This is a genomic window from Allobosea sp. (assembly GCF_048595345.1).
Lineage (GTDB): Bacteria > Pseudomonadota > Alphaproteobacteria > Rhizobiales > Beijerinckiaceae > Allobosea.
This window is the reverse complement of the sequence record NZ_JBMDWH010000036.1, coordinates 19,159-35,640: the sequence shown is the minus strand read 5'-3', so window position 1 is coordinate 35,640 and position 16,482 is coordinate 19,159. Positions and strand designations below refer to the sequence as shown.

Below are 16,482 nucleotides of genomic sequence, written 5' to 3'. Positions count from 1 at the left end.
GCGCCGCCAAGCCGATCCTCGAGATCAATCCGCGCCACCCCGTGGTCGCGGCGTTGGCCGGCGCGCAGGACGAGGCGCTGCGCGCGGATGTCGCGCATCTTCTGCTGGACACCGCCCGCGTGCTCGACGGCGAACGCCCGGTGGACGCCGCCGCCTTCGCCGAGCGCCTGACCCGGCTGCTGACCAAGGGGCTCGACAAGGCCTGACCTTCGCGCTCCGAAGCCCGAGCCGGGTCCGGATAGTCGCGCCGCCGTCGTTGCGCGATTCCGGGCTCGGGCCTTCGGCTTGAGCAGGCCGAGGTTTTGCGGGACTCACTGCCGTTCCGGGCTTGCCCCGGGATCCATCGAAGGGCTTCGGAGCTTGACGATGGATCCCGGAGCGTCGCCGCTTCGCGGCTCGTCCGGGATAAGTGCCGATTCCGTGCGACATCAGCATGCGCGATGCTCGGAGTGACCGGGCCGAGAGGGCCGGCACCATCGCTTGATCCCAGCCCGTCGCCGCAGCTCCTGCCCACGGAAGCTTCAGTGCGATGATAGTCAGCCTAAAAATAAGGCACAAACGTCATCTTGCATACAAGCGACGAGGGTATCAAACCAGATTTCTCGATTTTCATTAACGATTTCAGTGATATCCGGCTTCGGCACGACATCTGCATTGCCACTCCTGGAACGAAGCTCGCCGGCCCTGTCCTGCCGGCCATCTGGGGGATCGTATCATGGCCATCACGCGTCGCGCCGCCCTTGCCGGCGGTCTCTCCGCGCCGTTTCTGCTGAGCGGACGTGCCGATGCGCAGGCTCCCAGCCGCAACGAGACGCTGCTTCTGGTGCAGGAATACGGCCCGAACAGCCTCGACATGCAGGGTATCGGCGCCTCGCAGCCGGTGAACGGCGTCGCGCTCAACTGCTATGATCGGCTGCTGCGCTTCAAGCCCGTGCCGATCCCCGGCGGAGGCGGCAACCAGGTCTCGATGGGCCAGCTCGAGGGAGAACTGGCCGAGAGCTGGCAGGTCGCTTCGGACGGGATGAGCTGCACCTTCAAGCTGCGCAATGCCAAATTCCACTCCGGTCGCCCGGTCACGGCCAAGGACGTCAAGTGGTCGCTCGATCGCGCGGTGACGATCGGCGGCTTCGCCACCACCCAGATGAATGCCGGCTCGCTGGAAAAGCCCGAGCAGTTCGTCGTCGTCGACGACAAGACCTTCCGGGTCGACTTCATCCGCAAGGACAAGCTGACCATGCCGAATCTGGCGGTCACCATTCCCTTCGTCTTCGACTCCGAGCTGGCGATCAAGAACGGCGGGGGCGACCCGCTCGCCAAGGAGTGGCTGAAGAACAACGTCGCCGGCTCGGGCGCCTTCAAGGTCGAGAGCTGGAAGCCGGGCGTCGAGACGATCTATGTCCGCAACGACGACTGGGCCTGCGGGCCGCTGCCGAAGCTGCGCCGCGTCATCGCCCGTGACATCGCCTCGCCGTCGACCCGGCGTGCGCTGATCGAGCGCGGCGACGCCGACATCTCCTACGGTCTGCCGCCGAAGGACTTCAAGGATCTCGCCGACGCCGGCAAGATCAACGTCGTCGGCGTGCCGATCCCCAACGGTGTCTGGGGCCTCTACCTCAACGCCCAGGTCGGCCCGTTCAAGGATGTCCGCCTGCGGCAGGCGGTGGCCTGGGTGCTGCCCTACGACAAGATGCTGCAGGCCTCGCTCTTCGGCCGCGGCGTCGACATGTCGGGCGGCCCCGAGACGCCGAAGCCCGCCTGGCCGACCCCTTTCCCCTACAAGACCAATGTCGAAAAGGCGAAGGCGCTCCTGGCGGCGGCCGGCGGCGGCTTCTCCACCACCCTGCAGTTCGACGCCGGCAATGCGACGGTGGCCGAGCCGATGTCGGTGCTGATCAAGGAAGCGCTGGCCTCGATCGGGATCGAGGTCGAGATCACCAAGGTGCCGGGCGCGAATTTCCGCACCGAGATCGCCAAGAAGACCAATCCGATGACGCTGAACCGCTTCGCCGGCTGGCTCGACTATCCGGATTACTACCTCTTCTGGACCATGCACGGTAACAATTCGATCTTCAACATCGCCAACTACCAGAATCCGGATCTGGACAAGCTGATCGACGCCGCCCGCTTCACCACCGACAAGGCGGCCTACGAAAAATACGTGGTCGACTTCGTCTCGCTCGTCGAGCGCGAGGTGCCGATGATCCCGATCGCCCAGCCGACCCATGACGTGGCGATGCAGAAGTCGATCGGCGGCTACCAGTTCCAGCCCTGCCGAGAGCCGGACTTCCGCTACCTGACGAAGGGGGCGTGACGCCGTTCCGCGTCTTCGGCTCGTCATCCCGGATCAGCGCCGCCCTCCGGGGACATGTCCGGGATGACGTCGGCGGGTGAAATGGAGATTTCTCAATGCTCAGCCTGATCGGCCAGCGGCTGAAGACGACGATCCCCTCGGTGATCGGCGTCATCATCGTCACCTTCCTGCTCACGCGCGTATTGCCGGGCGACACGGCCGCCTATTTCGCCGGGCCCGCCGCCACGCCGCAGGCCATCGCCGAGATCCGCGGCAAGCTCGGGCTCGACCAGCCCTTGCCGGTGCAGTTCGTCTCCTATGTCACCGCGCTGGTGAAGGGCGATCTCGGCACCTCTCTCACCACCGGCCAGCCGGTGACGGCCGATCTCGCCCAGCGGCTGCCGGCCTCCGCCGAGCTGACCCTGCTCGGCCTGCTGATCTCCATGGCGATCGCCCTGCCGCTCGGCGTGCTGGCGGCGGTGCGGCAGGGCTCATGGATCGATCATCTCTGCCGCATCGTCGCCACCGCCGGCGTCTCGCTGCCGGTATTCTTCACCGGACTCCTGCTGGTCTATGTCTTCTACTTCATCCTGGGCTGGTCGCCCGCTCCGCTCGGGCGCCTCGATGCCTTTCTGTCGGAGCCGCCGCGCGTCACCGGCTTCCTGCTCATCGACAGCCTGATCGCGCGCGATCCCGAGACCTTCCGCGCCGCGCTCTCGCAGATCCTGCTGCCGGCGCTGACGCTGGCGATCTTCTCGCTGGCGCCGATCACCCGCATGACGCGCGCCTCCATGCTGGCGGTGCTCGGCGCCGATTTCGTCCGCACCGCGAAAGCCAGCGGCCTTTCCGCCCGCAAGGTCATCGGCACCTATGCCTTCCGCAACGCGATGCTGCCGGTCGTGACCACGCTCGGCATGGTGTTCTCCTTCCTGCTCGGCGCCAACGTCCTCGTCGAGAAGGTCTTCGCCTGGCCCGGCGTCGGCTCCTATGCGGTCGAGGCCCTGCTCGCCTCCGACTACGCTCCAATCCAGGGCTTCGTGCTGACGATGGCGATCCTCTATGTTGTGCTGAACCTGCTGATCGACATTCTCTATGGCGTGATCGACCCCCGTGTCCGGATGGAGGGCTGAGCGATGAACGAGATCAGCCGGATCGAACCCGCCGCCCTGCGCTTCGAGGCTCCGCCCTCGACCTCGCTGCTGGCCCATGCCCGCCATATCGTCTCCGAAAACCCGGTCACCGGCTTCGCCTTCGGGCTGTTCGCGCTGATCCTCCTCGCCGCGATCTTCGGCCCCTGGCTGGTGCCCTATGACCCGCTGGCCTCCAACACCAACGCAGCTTTGCAGGGGCCGAGCGCGGCACATTGGTTCGGCACCGACCAGCTCGGCCGCGACATCTTCAGCCGGGTCGTCGCCGCGACGCGGCTGGATTTCTCGATCGCCGTGGCCTCGGTCGCGCTCGTCTTCCTGCTCGGCGGGCTCGCCGGCGTCATGGCGGGCTTCTTCGGCGGCTGGGTCGATACGCTCGTCGGCCGCATCGCCGACACCATCATGGCCTTCCCGCTCTTCGTGCTCGCGATGGGCATCGTCGCGGCGCTGGGCAACAGCGTCACCAACATCGTCATCGCCACCGCGATCATCAATTTTCCGCTCTATGCCCGCGTTGCCCGCGCCGAGGCGAATGTGCGGCGCGAGGCCGGATTCGTGCAGGCGGCGCGGCTGTCCGGCAATTCGGAGTGGCGCCTGCTGCTGACGCAGATCGTGCCCAACATCATGCCGATCATGGCCGTGCAGATGTCGCTGACGATGGGCTATGCCATCCTGAACGCCGCCGGCCTCTCCTTCATCGGCCTGGGGGTTCGCCCGCCGACGCCCGAATGGGGCATCATGGTGGCCGAAGGGGCCAGCTTCATCGTCTCCGGCGAATGGTGGGTCGCCTTCTTCCCCGGCCTCGCGCTCATGACCGCGGTCTTCTGTTTCAACCTGCTCGGCGACGGCGTGCGCGACCTCGTCGATCCCCAGCGGAGGAACTGACGATGAGCGCCACGCCACTCCTCGAAGTCCGCCACCTCACGGTCGAATTCGCCACCCGGCGCGGCACGGTGCAGGCGGTGAAGGCGATCGACATCAGCGTCGCCAAGGGCGAGACGGTCGCCATCGTGGGCGAATCCGGCTCCGGCAAATCCGTGACCTCCTACGCCGTGGTGCGCATCCTGGACCGGGCCGGCAAGGTCGCGCAGGGGTCGATCAGCTTTTCCGGAGTCGATCTCGTCGCCTCCAGCGAAGCGCAGATGCGCGACATTCGCGGGCGCGAGATCTCGATGATCTTCCAGAATCCGCGCGCCGCGCTGAACCCGATCCGCAAGGTCGGCAAGCAGATCGAGGACGTGCTGCTCCAGCATGTCCAGGCGACCCGCGCGACCGCCCGCGAGAAGGCGATCGAGGCGCTGGAAAAGGTCAAGATCGCCCGGCCGGCCGAGCGCTATGACGCTTATCCCTTCGAATTGTCGGGCGGCATGTGCCAGCGCATCGTCATCGCGCTCGCGCTCGCCTGCCAGCCGCAATTGCTGATCGCCGACGAGCCGACCACGGGGCTGGACGTCACCACGCAGAAGGCGGTGATGGACCTCATCACGGAGCTCACGCGCGAGCGCGGCATGTCGACGATCCTGATCACGCATGATCTCGGCCTCGCCGCCGCCTATTGCGACCGCGTCGTGGTGATGGAGAAGGGCAAGGTCGTCGAGACCGCCCCCGCGGCGGAGATCTTCCGCAACCCGCAGCATCCCTATACGCGCAAGCTGATGAAGGCGACGCCGCGCATCGGCATGAGCCTGCGCGACCTCCTGCCGGAGGGAACCCCGGCTTCGCCCATGACGACGCCCGCGCCGGCCCTGGCCGGAGAGCCGGCGCCGCTTCTCGTCGTCGAAAATCTGGTCAAGGAATATCCAAGGCCGCAGGCCGGCTCCCTGCTGGCGAAGCTGCTGGGCAAGAGCGAACCGGAGAAACCGGCTTTTCGCGCCGTCGACGGCGTCAGCTTCGAGGTACGGCGCGGCGAAACGCTCGGCCTCGTCGGCGAATCCGGCTGCGGCAAATCCACCACCTCGATGATGCTCAACCGCCTGCTCGACCCCACGAGAGGGCGGATCGTCTTCGACGGGCTGGATATCGGCGCGATTCCGGCCAAAAGCTTTGCCGCCTCGCCGTTTCGGCGCCGCATCCAGATGGTCTTCCAGGACCCGACCGACAGCCTGAATCCGCGCTTTACCGCCGAGCGGGCGATCCTCGATCCGATCCTGCGGATGGGCGCGATCCGGGGCAGGGCGGCGCTGCGGGCGCGCTGCGAGGAACTGGCTCAGCTGGTCGGCCTGCCGGTCGAGCTGATCGACCGCTTTCCGCATCAGCTGTCCGGCGGCCAGAAGGCGCGTGTCGGCATCGCCCGGGCCATCGCGCTCGACCCCGACCTCGTCATCCTCGACGAGCCGACGGCGGCGCTGGACGTGTCGGTCCAGGCGGTGGTGCTCAACCTGCTGGACGATCTGAAGCAGCGGCTCGGCATGAGCTACATCTTCGTCTCGCATGATCTGAACGTGGTGCGGCTGCTTTGCGACCGGGTCATCGTGATGCGCTCCGGCAGCATCGTCGAGCAGGGCACCGCCGAGGAGGTTCTCGGCGCCCCGAAGGCCGAGTATACCCGCGAGTTGCTGACCGCGATCCCGCATCCGCCCGCCTGACCCGCTGCGACACGTCCTCAGATGAAGATCAACGATCCCACCGTTCTGGCCGAGGTCGAGGCCGCCTTCGCGGAGTATGAGGCCGCGCTGACGGGCAACGACGTCGCCACGCTCGACCGTCTGTTCCGTCAGGCGCCGGAGACGCTGCGCTATGGCGCCGCCGAAAATCTCTATGGCTATGACGAGATCGCCGCCTTCCGGGCGGCGAGACCTTCGTTCGGGCTGGAAAGGACGCTGCAGCGCACGGTCATCACCACCTATGGCGACGATTACGCCACGGCGAACACCTTGTTCGAGCGGGCGAGCGCGCCGGGCAGGATCGGCCGGCAGAGCCAGTGCTGGGTTCGCTTCGCCGAGGGCTGGCGCGTCGTCGCCGCCCATGTCAGCATCATCTCCCAGCCCTGAGGGCGGGCGCGCCATGCGGCGCCGCCCGGGCCGAGCGTGACGATGAGCCTTTTGCCGAAAGAGCGGGTGCTACGCCCTCCCATGCCCGACGGCGAAGGCGGTGCCACCACCCGCACCGAAGCCTTGCGCCTCCAGCTGGCGGACGAGATCGTCTCCGGCGAGCTGGCGCCGGGGCAGGCGCTGGACGAGCAGGAGCTGGCGCGCCGCTTCGGCGTCTCGCGCACGCCGGTGCGGGAGGCGATCCGCCAGTTAGCCGCGTCCGGTCTCGTCGAGGTCCGGCCCCATCGCAGCGCCCTCGTCGCGCTGCCGAACCCGCGCGAACTCCATGACATGTTCGAGGCGATGGCGGAGCTTGAGGCCCTCTGCGCCGGGCTCAGCGCCGCCGCGATGAGCGTCGCCGAGCGCCGGGAGCTGGAAGCGCTGCATCAGCAGCTGCGCGGCCTCGTCCACCGCGGCGACCCGATGGCCTATCACCAGTGCAACGAAGCCTTTCACGCGGCGATCTATGCCGGCACGCAGAACGGCTATCTGGCCGAGATGACGCTGATGACGCGCCGGCGCGTCGCACCCTTCCGGCGGGCGCAGTTCCGCACCGCCGGCCGTCTCGGCGTCTCCTGGCAGGAGCATGATCTCATCGTGCAGGCGATTCTGCGCGGCGACAGGCAGGCCGCCACGGAGGCGATGCGGGCGCATATCGGCTCCGTGCGCGACGCCTTCAGCAGCTACAGCAGCGCGGCAGGGACCGGCAAAGCCGCCGCGCCGGCCGGGCTGGAACCCTAGCGTATCGCGCGCCCAAAAGGACCTGGCCGCGATGCTGCGGCCTCAGCCGGCCGCCATGAAGGCTCGCCAGCCGCCGAATTCCGTGATGTCGTGGGCTCCTTCGGTCGCGATCGCCTCGCAGAGAAACCCCTTCGCTTGCGTGCCGTCGGCGAGGGAGAGCGTGCCGATGCCGAGCGGGGAGGGGATGCCGGCGACGAAACGGCCGAAGCCCTCCGGCGGCAGCGCCCAGACCTCCACCGCGATCGGAGCGCCTCCCTCCGCAACCCGGATGAGACCCGGCCGCTTCGGCGGGCCGCCCGGCAGCGCAAAGAACCTGTAGTCGGCGCTGGTCGTCGTCGCCCGCAACAGGCGGCCCCCGGCGCCAGTCAGCTCGCGGTTGAGCGCCATGCCGGACAGATGCGCTCCCACGACGGCGATCTCGATCTCCCCTGGCCCGGCCGTCGCCGGCAGTGCCTCCAGCGCCGGCAGCGGCTCGCCCGTGGCGCCCAGCGGCAGGCCCCCCGCCGCCTGGAAGGCGCGGCCGAAACTCGCCAGCGCCGCATCGTGCCCGGCCGGCGCGATGAGGGTGATGCCGGCCGCATGGCCCTCCTCGCTCAGGCTGACCGGCAGCGCCAGGGCGCAAAGATCGAGCAGGTTCACGAAGTTGGTGTAGCGCCCGAGCATGGAATTGGCGCCGATTGGATCGGCGGCCATCTCCGCCAGCGTCACCGCACGCGGGGCCGTCGGCACCATCAGCGCATCGACTCCCGCCATCGCGTCGCGCGCCGCCAGCGTCAGTTCCGCCAGCCGATAGCGCGCCGCGAAGGCCGCCGCGGCATCGGGCAGCGGCTTGCCCGCGATGACCTGACGGATGACCGGCAGGATCGCTTCGGGATCGCGCTCATGCAGATCGCGGATCGCCAGCCAGCGTTCGGCGACCCAGGGGCCGTCATAGAGCAGCCGCGCCGTCTCGTAGAAGGGCGTGAAGTCGAGCGGGACGATGCTCGCGCCCAGCGCCGCGGCCCGCGCCAGCGCCGTCTCGAAATTCGCCTCGGCCGCCGCATCCCCCGCGAAGTCGCGATCGGCCGGCAAGGGCACACCGAGCCGGATCGCAGCCGGGGCAGCGCCCGGCGCGCCGAGCGGCAGCGCCCGCGAGAACGGGTCGGCGGGATCGCGCCCGGCGATCACATCCAGCACCGACCAGGCGTCGTCCACCGTCAACCCGAAAACGGAGACGCAATCCAGCGTGCGGCAGGCCGGCACCACGCCGGCGCTCGGCACCAGCCCGACGCTGGGCTTCAGCCCCACGAGATTTTGCAGGCCGGCCGGCACCCGACCCGATCCGGCCGTATCGGTGCCGAGCGCGACCGGCACGATGCCGGCAGCGACCGCGCTGGCAGAGCCGGAGCTGGAGCCGCCCGGGACGAGGTCGTCCCGCAGGGCGTTGCGCGGGGTCCCATAGGGCGAGCGGGTGCCGTTGAGGCCGGTGGCGAACTGGTCGAGATTGGTCTTGCCGATGACGATCGCTCCCTCGGCCCGCAGCCGCGCCACCGCCGTGGCATCGCGCTCCGGCTGATAGGCGAAGGCCGGGCAGGCGGCGGTGGTGGGCAGGCCTGCGACGTCGATATTGTCCTTCACCGCGACGGGGATGCCCCAGAGCCGGCGGCCGCGCGGGCCCTCCGCCTGAAGTCGCGCGGCGTCCGCCATCGCCTCCGCCTCCGGGCGCAGCGTGATGAAGATCGCTTCGTCGCCATGCGCCCGCAGCCGGGCATAGGCGTTGGCAATGGTCTGCCCGATGGAGCTGCGGCCGCTGAGATGGTCGCTGAGGAGGCTGGCGAGGGTGGGCACGGAATTCTCCATCGAATAGATCGCGGATGCAGGATCGAAACTGCGTATATTTGCCTAGAAATTAGTCATCGAAACGGTCATTGCATACAAAAAGGCGGCTGTTCACGGTGATGCGCTGCCAACCGGCAGCTGACGATTGCGCTTGGCACCGCCTGCCGGCAGGCGCGACGGCGTCAAAAAGGTCTTGCAGATCAGTCGTTTGCTTGCAGGTCATGCGATGCTCCAGCGGTCGCAGGCGGGCGCGACCTTTGGGCATGTGCTTTGCAAAGCCCGTTCCGTTCGATCGGCGGAGCGGGGGAGGCTGGTTTGCGGCGGTCACGGATTTCGGCGGAGCCGTTCGCGATCGAGGTCGATTTCGCCCGCGCGGTCTTCCTCGTCATCGACATGCAGCGCGATTTCCTGGAGCCCGGCGGCTTCGGCGCCGCGCTGGGCAACGATGTCTCGCTGCTGCGCCGGGCGGTGGGGCCTTGCGGCGCGATGCTGGCGGGCGCGCGCGCCGCCGGCCTGCCGGTAATCCATACCAGGGAGGGCCATCGTCCGGATCTCGCCGACGCGCCGCCCGCCAAACCGCTGCGCGGCCCGCCCGAAAAACGCATCGGCGCGAAAGGGCCCATGGGCCGCATTCTGGTGAGGGGCGAGCCGGGCCACGACATCATCCCGGAACTGGCGCCGATTCCGGGCGAGCCGGTGATCGACAAGCCCGGCAAGGGCGCCTTCTTCCAGACCGACCTCGACCTGATGCTGCGCAACCATGGCATCGAGACCCTGCTCGTCGCGGGGGTCACGACCGAGGTCTGCGTCCACACCACGGTGCGGGAAGCCAATGACCGTGGCTATCGCTGCGTGGTTCTGGGCGATGCCTGCGCCTCCTATTTTCCCGAATTCCACGCCGTCGGCCTGCGGATGATCGCGGCGCAGGGCGGCATTTTCGGGTGGGTCTCCACCACGGATGCCGTGCTCGCGGCGCTCGCCGCCGATGGGCCGGCGACGAAAGCGGCAAAGGAGCACGCATTGTGACCGATCATCCTCCCTTCGATGCTGAGCGCCATCTGGAGGCGATGGCACCCGCGCTCGGCCTCACCATCACCGCCCAGCAGCGGCCGGGCGTGCTTCAGTTCCTCGCCATCGCCGAGCGCATGGCGCGGCTGGTCGCGACCTGCCCTCTGGACGAGGCGGAACTGAGCCTGGCACCGGTGTTCCGGCCGGGCCTGACGGGGAGCGAGACCCCGTGAGCGTCGATGTCTTCGAACCGGCGCATGTGCTGGCGCAGCGCATCGCCAAAGGCGAACTGAGCGCGCAGGCGGTGACGGAGGCCTTTCTGGCCCGCATCGGCGCATTGAACCCCGGCTTGAACGCCTTCACCGACGTCACCGCCGAGCGCGCGCGCCGGCAGGCGGCCCGCATCGACGCCGACCGCGCGGCCGGGCGCCCCCTCGGCCCGCTGGCCGGCGTGCCCTTGTCCGCCAAGAATCTGCTCGACATCGCCGGGCTGCCGACGCGGGCGGGCTCGAAGATCAATCGCGAGCGGGCGCCCGCAGGACGCGATGCGGTTCTCATCGAGCGGCTGGAGGCAGCTGGCGCTGTGCTGCTCGGCGGGCTGAACATGGGCGAATATGCCTATGACTTCACCGGCGAGAACGCCCATGACGGCGCCTGCCGCAACCCGCATGATACGGCCCGCATGACCGGAGGCTCCTCGTCCGGCTCCGGCGCGGCGACGGCAGCCGGGCTCAGCCCGATCTCGCTGGGCTCGGACACGAACGGCTCGATCCGCGTGCCCGCCTCGCTCTGCGGCATCTTCGGCCTGAAGCCCACCTATGGCCGCCTGCCGCGCAGCCGCTCCTTCCCCTTTTGCGACTCGCTCGACCATCTCGGTCCCTTCGCGCGGGACGTGACCGATCTCGCGCTCGCCTATGACGTGATGCAGGGCCCCGATGCGGAGGATCCGGCCTGTGCGCAGCGGCCACCGGAGCCTACCTTGCCGGGCCTGGACCAAGGCGTCGAGGGGCTGCGCATCGCCGTGGCCGGCGGCTATTTCTCGACGGACGGCATGAAGGAGGCCGATGCGGCGCTCAGCCAGGTCGCGCGCGCGCTCGGCGCGACGCAGGTGATTGATCTGGAGGGGGCGGCCATTGCCCGCGCCGCCGCCTTCCTGATCACCAATGCCGAAAGCTCCGGTTTCCATCTGCCGCGCCTGAAGGCGCGCGCGCATGATTTCGACCCCGAAACACGCGACCGCTTCCTTGCCGGCGCGCTGCTCCCCGCCGGCTGGTATGTGCAGGCGCAGCGAGCCCGGCGCTGGTTCCATGACGAGATGATGCGCTATTTCAGCGCGGTCGATCTCATCCTCGCCCCTGCGACGCCCTGCACGGCGCCGCTCATCGGCCAGAAGACGCTGGAGGTGAGGGGCGAGGTGCTGCCCCTGCGGCCGAGCCTCGGCCTCTTCACCCAGCCGATCTCCTGCATCGGTCTGCCGGTCGCGCTGGTACCCGTCACGGGGGCCGGGTTGCCCATCGGCGTCCAGATCATCGCCGCGCCCTGGCGGGAGGATCTGTGTCTGCGCGCGGCTTATGCCTTGCAGTCTCGGGGAGTCTGCGTCGCGGCGCCGCCGGCTCGATTGTAGCAGCTCCGGCCCCGCCCTCGCAGGACTCAGCCCTTCTTGCGCAGCATGGTGATCAGATCGATGTGTTCGCGCACCCGTCCGCCGATCAGCGTTGCCACCGCACGCGAATAGGGATCCTTGCCGTCGCGCAGATAGGCTTGCTGGATGTCGAGCAGCCGCTGATGGCCTTCCGCCTGCGTCATGAGATAGGCCTCGTCGAGCTGCTCGCCGGCGCGGGTGGAACTCAGCCGCTCCACCATCGCTCTTGTCGGGTCGTCGAGGGCGGGCTGCGGCTGGTGGCCCCGCTCGGTGAGGACGGCCGCCACGTCGCGCTGTTCGACGACCTCGATCTCCGCGAATTTCAGCACGGGGCCCGAGGAGCGGCGGGCTGCGATCTCGCTGGTGGCGAGCGCGGCCATGCCGGCGGCCAAGGTGTCGTTGGCGTGGCGCAGTTCCGCCGGCCCGGCGGCGGGTGCGGCCGCGCGGCCCGGCTGCGAATCCGTCGTTCGGCCTTGCGGCTGGGCCCAGGCGCCTGCGGGCAGGACGAGGCCGAGGGCCAGAATCAGGTTTCGGCGCAGCATGGCATGTTCCTTTCGCTTCGATACCGAGCCAATGCCGGGTCCGCGCCGGCGTTCCGCAGCGCGCGTTGCCGTACGATCCTCCGATCTGCGGGAGCGAAGCGGCGCCCCGGCGGTTGAAAGTTCAGCTGGACTGGGTGCTGGAGCGAAGGATGGCGCATCTCTCGGCAGACGAACCGGCCGCGCTTCCCGGACTGGAGGGCCCCGTCAGCTTCGCGGGGATTGATATCGAGGCGGCGGACAGGCTCGCCGAGCGGCTCGTCGCCTTGGCGCTGGAGCGCGAGCTCACGATCGCCACCGCCGAATCCTGTACGGCCGGTCTCATGGCTCATACCCTGTCGCAGCCGATCGGCAGCGCCTCCGTGCTGGTCGGCGGCTTCGTCACCTACACCAAGGCCGCCAAGCGCCGCATGCTCGACGTGTCTGCCGAGCTGTTCGCCCGCTCGGGCGCCGTGGATCCGGAGGTCGCGAAAGCCATGGCGGCCGGAGCCGCCTCGCGAAGCGGCGCGGACTGCGCGATCGCGTTGACCGGCGTGACGGGCCCGACCGGCGACGAGGACGGCAACCCGGTCGGCCGCGTCTTCGTGGGTCTCGCCATCGAGCGGCGGCTATTCGCCCTCCACTGCGCGTTCGGGGCGCTTGCGCCCGATGCGCTGAACCATCTCGCGATGCAGGCCGCGTTTCTCCTCGCGCTGGCGAGCTTGGGCGACAGCCATGTCGCCGAGACATTGGCGCGAGCGAGCGCCGCGTCCCGGGTGGCGTGAGAGGACCACGCAGCCCGGTCCAGGCCGGGAGCGGCGGCTGGCGCTCGCGTCTCAGCCCGCGATGCGCTGCTCGGTCTGCTTGTCGAACAGCCGCAGGCTCGCCGCTTCGGCGCCGAAGACGGCCCTATCGCCGGGGCGGAAAACCGCGCTCGCGGGAGCGCGCGCGACGATGCTGCCGACCGGCAGGTCGAGCATGACGAAGGTTTCCGAGCCATGCGGCTCTGCGATCCTGACCTCGCCCTCGATCCGCACCGGATAATCGCCCGTGCCCTCGGGCAGCCAGTGCAGCTCCTGCGGGCGAACGCCCAGAACCAGCAGTTGGCCTGCGGCGAGCGCCGGCAGGCCGGCATGCGGCGCAATGCCCACCGCCTCCGTATTCGCCCCGGTCACCAGACGGCCCTGCTCGAAGGTCGCGTCGATCATGTTCATCTCGGGCGTGCCGATGAAGCGGGCGGTGAAGATGTCGGCGGGGTGGTTGTAGAGCTCCATCGGTGCGCCGACCTGCAGGATGCGGCCCTCGCGCATCACCACGATCCGGTCGGCCAGCGACATCGCCTCCACCTGGTCGTGGGTCACGAACACGATGGTGCTTCCCAGCCGCTGGTGAAGCTGCTTGATCTCCAGCCGCATCTGGCCGCGCAATTGCGCGTCGAGATTGGAGAGCGGCTCGTCGAAGAGGAAGGCGACGGGGTCGCGCACCATGGCCCGGCCGATCGCGACGCGCTGGCGCTGCCCGCCGGAGAGGGCGGCCGGGCGGCGGTCGAGATAGGGCTCGAGGCTGAGAATCTTGGCGGTCTCGCGGATGCGCTGCGCCTTCTCGGCCTTCGAGAGCTTCGAGGTGTAGAGCCCGAAGCCGATGTTCTGCTCGACCGTCAGATGCGGATAGATCGCGTAGTTCTGAAACACCATCGCGATGTTGCGGTGCTTGGGCTCGCGCTCGTTGACCACCTCGCCGCCGATGCGCAGCGTACCGCCCGAGATCGGCTCTAGCCCCGCGATCATCCGCAGCGTCGTCGACTTGCCGCAGCCCGACGGGCCGACGAGCACGACGAACTCGCCGTCCTCGATGGTCAGGTCGATGCCGTGGACGGTCTCGATGCTGCCGTAGCGCTTGACGATCTTCTCCAGCTCGATCCGGGCCATCAGGCGCCTCCCGCGATGGCATCGATGCGGCGCGAGAGCTCTTCGCCGGCGGCCCGCTCGCGCGCGGCATGCTCGCTCGCCCGCGCCTCGAAGCCTTCGAGCGCATCGCGATAGCCGCCGAGCGCGATGTCCAGCGCAGCCGGCGCCGGCCCGCCGAAGCGGTCGCGCACCGCGACGAAATGCTCGGGCGAGACCATGCGGGCGAATTCGGCCGCATCGGCCGTAGGCGCGCGGCCGACATGATGTTCGAAGGCGGTGCGGAACGCGCCATAGCCGTCGCTGGGCAGGTCGCCCGCCATCGCCACGACGGCACGCGCCACATCCGCTGCGATCTCATGGCCGAGACGGAAGGAGAGGCCCTCGCTGCGCACCAGCCAGTCGGCGAGTTCGGTGATGGTGGCGCAGGACCGGCTGAGATTGACCGCGACCCGGTCCGGATCGATGCGGCCGGCGCTGACCGTCGCGGTCAGCAGATCGAGGACGCGAAGGCCCGCGTCGATCGCCTGATAGCCCATCTCGTTGGTCTCGGCCTCGCTATCGGTCATGTCGGTGAAGGGCGTGTTGTGCATTACGTCGACGACGGCGCGGGCCCGGCCGCAGGCCTGGCTGGCGAGATGGCGCATATGCTCGAACGGCACCGGATTGCGCTTCTGCGGCATGATCGATGAGATCTGCACGAAGGCGTTGGGCAGATAGAGCTGCCCCACCTCGAAGCTCGACCAGAACTGGAAATCCTGCACCGGGCGGCCGAGGTGCAGGAAGAGAAGCGCGATCGCGCTGTAGGTCGAGGTCAGGTAGTCCGTCGCGGCGATGCAGGAATAGGCATTTTGGAGCGGCGCGGCGAAGCCGAGCAGTTCCGCCACCCTGTGGCGGTCGATCGGGAAGCCGGAGGTGGTGATCGCGGCCGCGCCCATGGGGCTGAGATCGACGATGGCGCGCGCCGCCTCGATGCGCTCGATGTCGCGGATCAGCACCTCGATCATCGCAGCCAGATAATGGCCATAGGTCGTCGGCTGTGCCGGCTGGCCATGGGTGTAGGCGACGATCAGCACGTCGCGGTCCCGCGTCGCCACCTCGATCAGAGCGGCGAGCAGCTTGCGGCAAGCGGCGAGCAGACCGTCGATGCGCGGTTTCAGCCCGAGCTTGAGGAAGGTGTGGTCGATATCGTTGCGCGAGCGGGCGGTGTGCAGCCGCCCGCCGACATCGGCGCCGGCACGCTGCTTCAGCTCGCGCTCCATGTAGAAGAAGTAGTCTTCGACATCCCCGCCATAGGCGAGGCCGGCGGGGTCGATCTCCCGCTCCATCGCCGTCAGCGCCCTGGCGATGGCCGCGCCTTGCGAAGCATCGAGGATGCCGGTCTCGACCAGCATGACGAGGTGGGCGCGGTCGATCCGGCGCAGCGCATCGGCGTGAAAATGGCGGGCGCCGTCGAAGAGGGGCTTCAGCACGGTCGCGCGATAGACCGGGTCCGGGAAGCGGGTCCGGTCATTGGCCTGCAGTGAACTCATGGATCAGCCTTTGACTCCGGCGAGCATGACGCCGCGCACAATGTAGCGTTGGAAGAAGAGGAAGATCGCCAGCGTCGGCAGGGTCGCCAGTGCGGCGCCGGTCATGATCAGCTCCCACTGGATCGACTGCTCGACGGCGAAGCTCGAGAGCCCGACCGGCAGCGTGTAGAGCGAAGGATCGGTGGTCACGATCAGCGGCCAGAAGAAGGCCGTCCAGTTGCCGAGGAAGGTGAAGATCGCGAGCGCGGACAGCGCCGGCGTCACCAGCGGCAGCGCCACCTTCCACCAGATTGCGAATTCGTTGAGCCCGTCGACACGCGCCGCTTCGAGGAAGTCGTTCGGCACCGTCTCGAAGAACTGCCGCATCAGGAAGACGCCGAAGGCAGTGATCAGCCCGGGGAACATGATGCCCCAATAGGTGTCGACCCAGCCGAGCTTGCTCGCCATCAGATACCAGGGAATGACCAGCATCTCGGTCGGGATCATCAGCGTCGAGAGGATGGCGAGGAAGACGAGGCGCCGGCCCGGAAACTCGAATTTGGCGAGCGTGTAGGCGACCAGGCTGTCGAAGAAGAGGCAGGAGAGCGTGACGATGGTCGCGATCAGCGTCGAGTTCAGGAACCAGCGCAGGAAGCGCCCGTCCGACAGCACCTTGACGTAGTTGGCGAGCGTCGGCTGGTCCGGGATCAGCCGCAGATCATAGACCTGTCCGGCCGATTTCAGTGAGGTCGAGAACATGAAGAGCAGGGGCGTGACCATCACCACGCCACCGAGGAACAGGATCGTCCAGGCGACGATCCGGCCGGGGCGGATGCGGGCGTAAGGGGTCGCCGTCTGGCGTTCGGTGCTCAT

15 protein-coding genes and 1 pseudogene are annotated in these 16,482 nt (G+C 68.5%); 11 read left to right on the top strand and 5 right to left on the bottom strand.

The window, feature by feature from the left end:
• The 7 genes and pseudogenes from ACOJTB_RS04640 to ACOJTB_RS04610 all read left to right on the top strand — a co-directional run.
• Window positions 1–206: pseudogene (locus tag ACOJTB_RS04640) on the top strand (hypothetical protein); the annotation flags it as partial.
• Between the two features lie 509 nt (window positions 207–715).
• Window positions 716–2,311, top strand: a complete 1,596-nt coding sequence (locus tag ACOJTB_RS04635) for an ABC transporter substrate-binding protein (protein ID WP_420101348.1) — start codon at window positions 716–718, stop codon at window positions 2,309–2,311.
• Between the two features lie 95 nt (window positions 2,312–2,406).
• Complete coding sequence (locus ACOJTB_RS04630) at window positions 2,407–3,420, top strand: ABC transporter permease (protein ID WP_420101347.1); 1,014 nt, start codon at window positions 2,407–2,409, stop codon at window positions 3,418–3,420.
• Window positions 3,421–3,423: 3 nt separating this feature from the next.
• The gene (locus ACOJTB_RS04625) at window positions 3,424–4,323 is read left to right on the top strand and encodes an ABC transporter permease (RefSeq protein WP_420101346.1); all 900 of its coding nucleotides are present in this window, start codon (window positions 3,424–3,426) and stop codon (window positions 4,321–4,323) included.
• Window positions 4,324–4,325: 2 nt separating this feature from the next.
• On the top strand, window positions 4,326–6,023 hold the full coding sequence (locus tag ACOJTB_RS04620; RefSeq protein WP_420101345.1) for a dipeptide ABC transporter ATP-binding protein: 1,698 nt from the start codon (window positions 4,326–4,328) through the stop codon (window positions 6,021–6,023).
• 21 nt (window positions 6,024–6,044) lie between these two features.
• Window positions 6,045–6,428, top strand: coding sequence for an oxalurate catabolism protein HpxZ (gene hpxZ, locus ACOJTB_RS04615; RefSeq protein ID WP_420101344.1), 384 nt, complete (start codon window positions 6,045–6,047; stop codon window positions 6,426–6,428).
• Window positions 6,429–6,509: 81 nt separating this feature from the next.
• Window positions 6,510–7,208: a GntR family transcriptional regulator gene (locus ACOJTB_RS04610; RefSeq protein ID WP_420101343.1), complete on the top strand. Its 699-nt coding sequence runs from the start codon at window positions 6,510–6,512 to the stop codon at window positions 7,206–7,208.
• 42 nt (window positions 7,209–7,250) lie between these two features.
• Here the strand turns inward: ACOJTB_RS04610 and atzF are convergent, their stop codons facing one another.
• A complete protein-coding gene (atzF, locus tag ACOJTB_RS04605) occupies window positions 7,251–9,047 on the bottom strand; it encodes an allophanate hydrolase (RefSeq protein WP_420101342.1) in 1,797 nt (598 codons plus the stop codon).
• A gap of 294 nt (window positions 9,048–9,341) precedes the next feature.
• Between atzF and ACOJTB_RS04600 the strand changes: the two genes are divergently transcribed.
• From ACOJTB_RS04600 to ACOJTB_RS04590, 3 genes are read left to right on the top strand one after another with little or no spacing between them, the layout of a single operon-like run.
• A complete protein-coding gene (locus ACOJTB_RS04600) occupies window positions 9,342–10,052 on the top strand; it encodes a cysteine hydrolase family protein (protein WP_420101341.1) in 711 nt (236 codons plus the stop codon).
• Window positions 10,049–10,267 carry a DUF4089 domain-containing protein gene (locus tag ACOJTB_RS04595; protein ID WP_420101340.1) on the top strand — a complete coding sequence of 73 codons (219 nt, stop codon included), beginning with the start codon at window positions 10,049–10,051 and terminating at the stop codon, window positions 10,265–10,267. Before ACOJTB_RS04600 ends, ACOJTB_RS04595 begins: the two co-directional genes overlap by 4 nt.
• A complete protein-coding gene (locus ACOJTB_RS04590; protein ID WP_420101339.1) occupies window positions 10,264–11,658 on the top strand; it encodes an AtzE family amidohydrolase in 1,395 nt (464 codons plus the stop codon). Before ACOJTB_RS04595 ends, ACOJTB_RS04590 begins: the two co-directional genes overlap by 4 nt.
• A gap of 26 nt (window positions 11,659–11,684) precedes the next feature.
• Here the strand turns inward: ACOJTB_RS04590 and ACOJTB_RS04585 are convergent, their stop codons facing one another.
• Window positions 11,685–12,218 (bottom strand): DUF4142 domain-containing protein, encoded by a 534-nt coding sequence (locus ACOJTB_RS04585; protein WP_420101338.1) that lies wholly within the window; start codon window positions 12,216–12,218, stop codon window positions 11,685–11,687.
• Between the two features lie 149 nt (window positions 12,219–12,367).
• On the opposite strand from ACOJTB_RS04585, the gene ACOJTB_RS04580 reads away from it, so the two are divergent.
• Window positions 12,368–12,979 carry a CinA family protein gene (locus ACOJTB_RS04580; protein ID WP_420101337.1) on the top strand — a complete coding sequence of 204 codons (612 nt, stop codon included), beginning with the start codon at window positions 12,368–12,370 and terminating at the stop codon, window positions 12,977–12,979.
• Window positions 12,980–13,030: 51 nt separating this feature from the next.
• Here ACOJTB_RS04580 and ACOJTB_RS04575 read toward each other — a convergent pair whose 3' ends face one another.
• Genes ACOJTB_RS04575 through ACOJTB_RS04565 form a run of 3 tightly spaced genes read right to left on the bottom strand, consistent with a single transcriptional unit; the run spans window position 13,031 to window position 16,482 of the window.
• Window positions 13,031–14,122, bottom strand: a complete 1,092-nt coding sequence (locus ACOJTB_RS04575) for an ABC transporter ATP-binding protein (protein ID WP_420101336.1) — start codon at window positions 14,120–14,122, stop codon at window positions 13,031–13,033.
• Entirely contained in the window at window positions 14,122–15,630 is a 1,509-nt protein-coding gene (locus ACOJTB_RS04570; protein ID WP_420101335.1) for an argininosuccinate lyase, read from the bottom strand. The genes ACOJTB_RS04575 and ACOJTB_RS04570 overlap by 1 nt, the downstream gene beginning before the upstream one ends.
• 3 nt (window positions 15,631–15,633) lie before the next feature.
• Window positions 15,634–16,482: a carbohydrate ABC transporter permease gene (locus ACOJTB_RS04565; RefSeq protein ID WP_420101334.1), complete on the bottom strand. Its 849-nt coding sequence runs from the start codon at window positions 16,480–16,482 to the stop codon at window positions 15,634–15,636.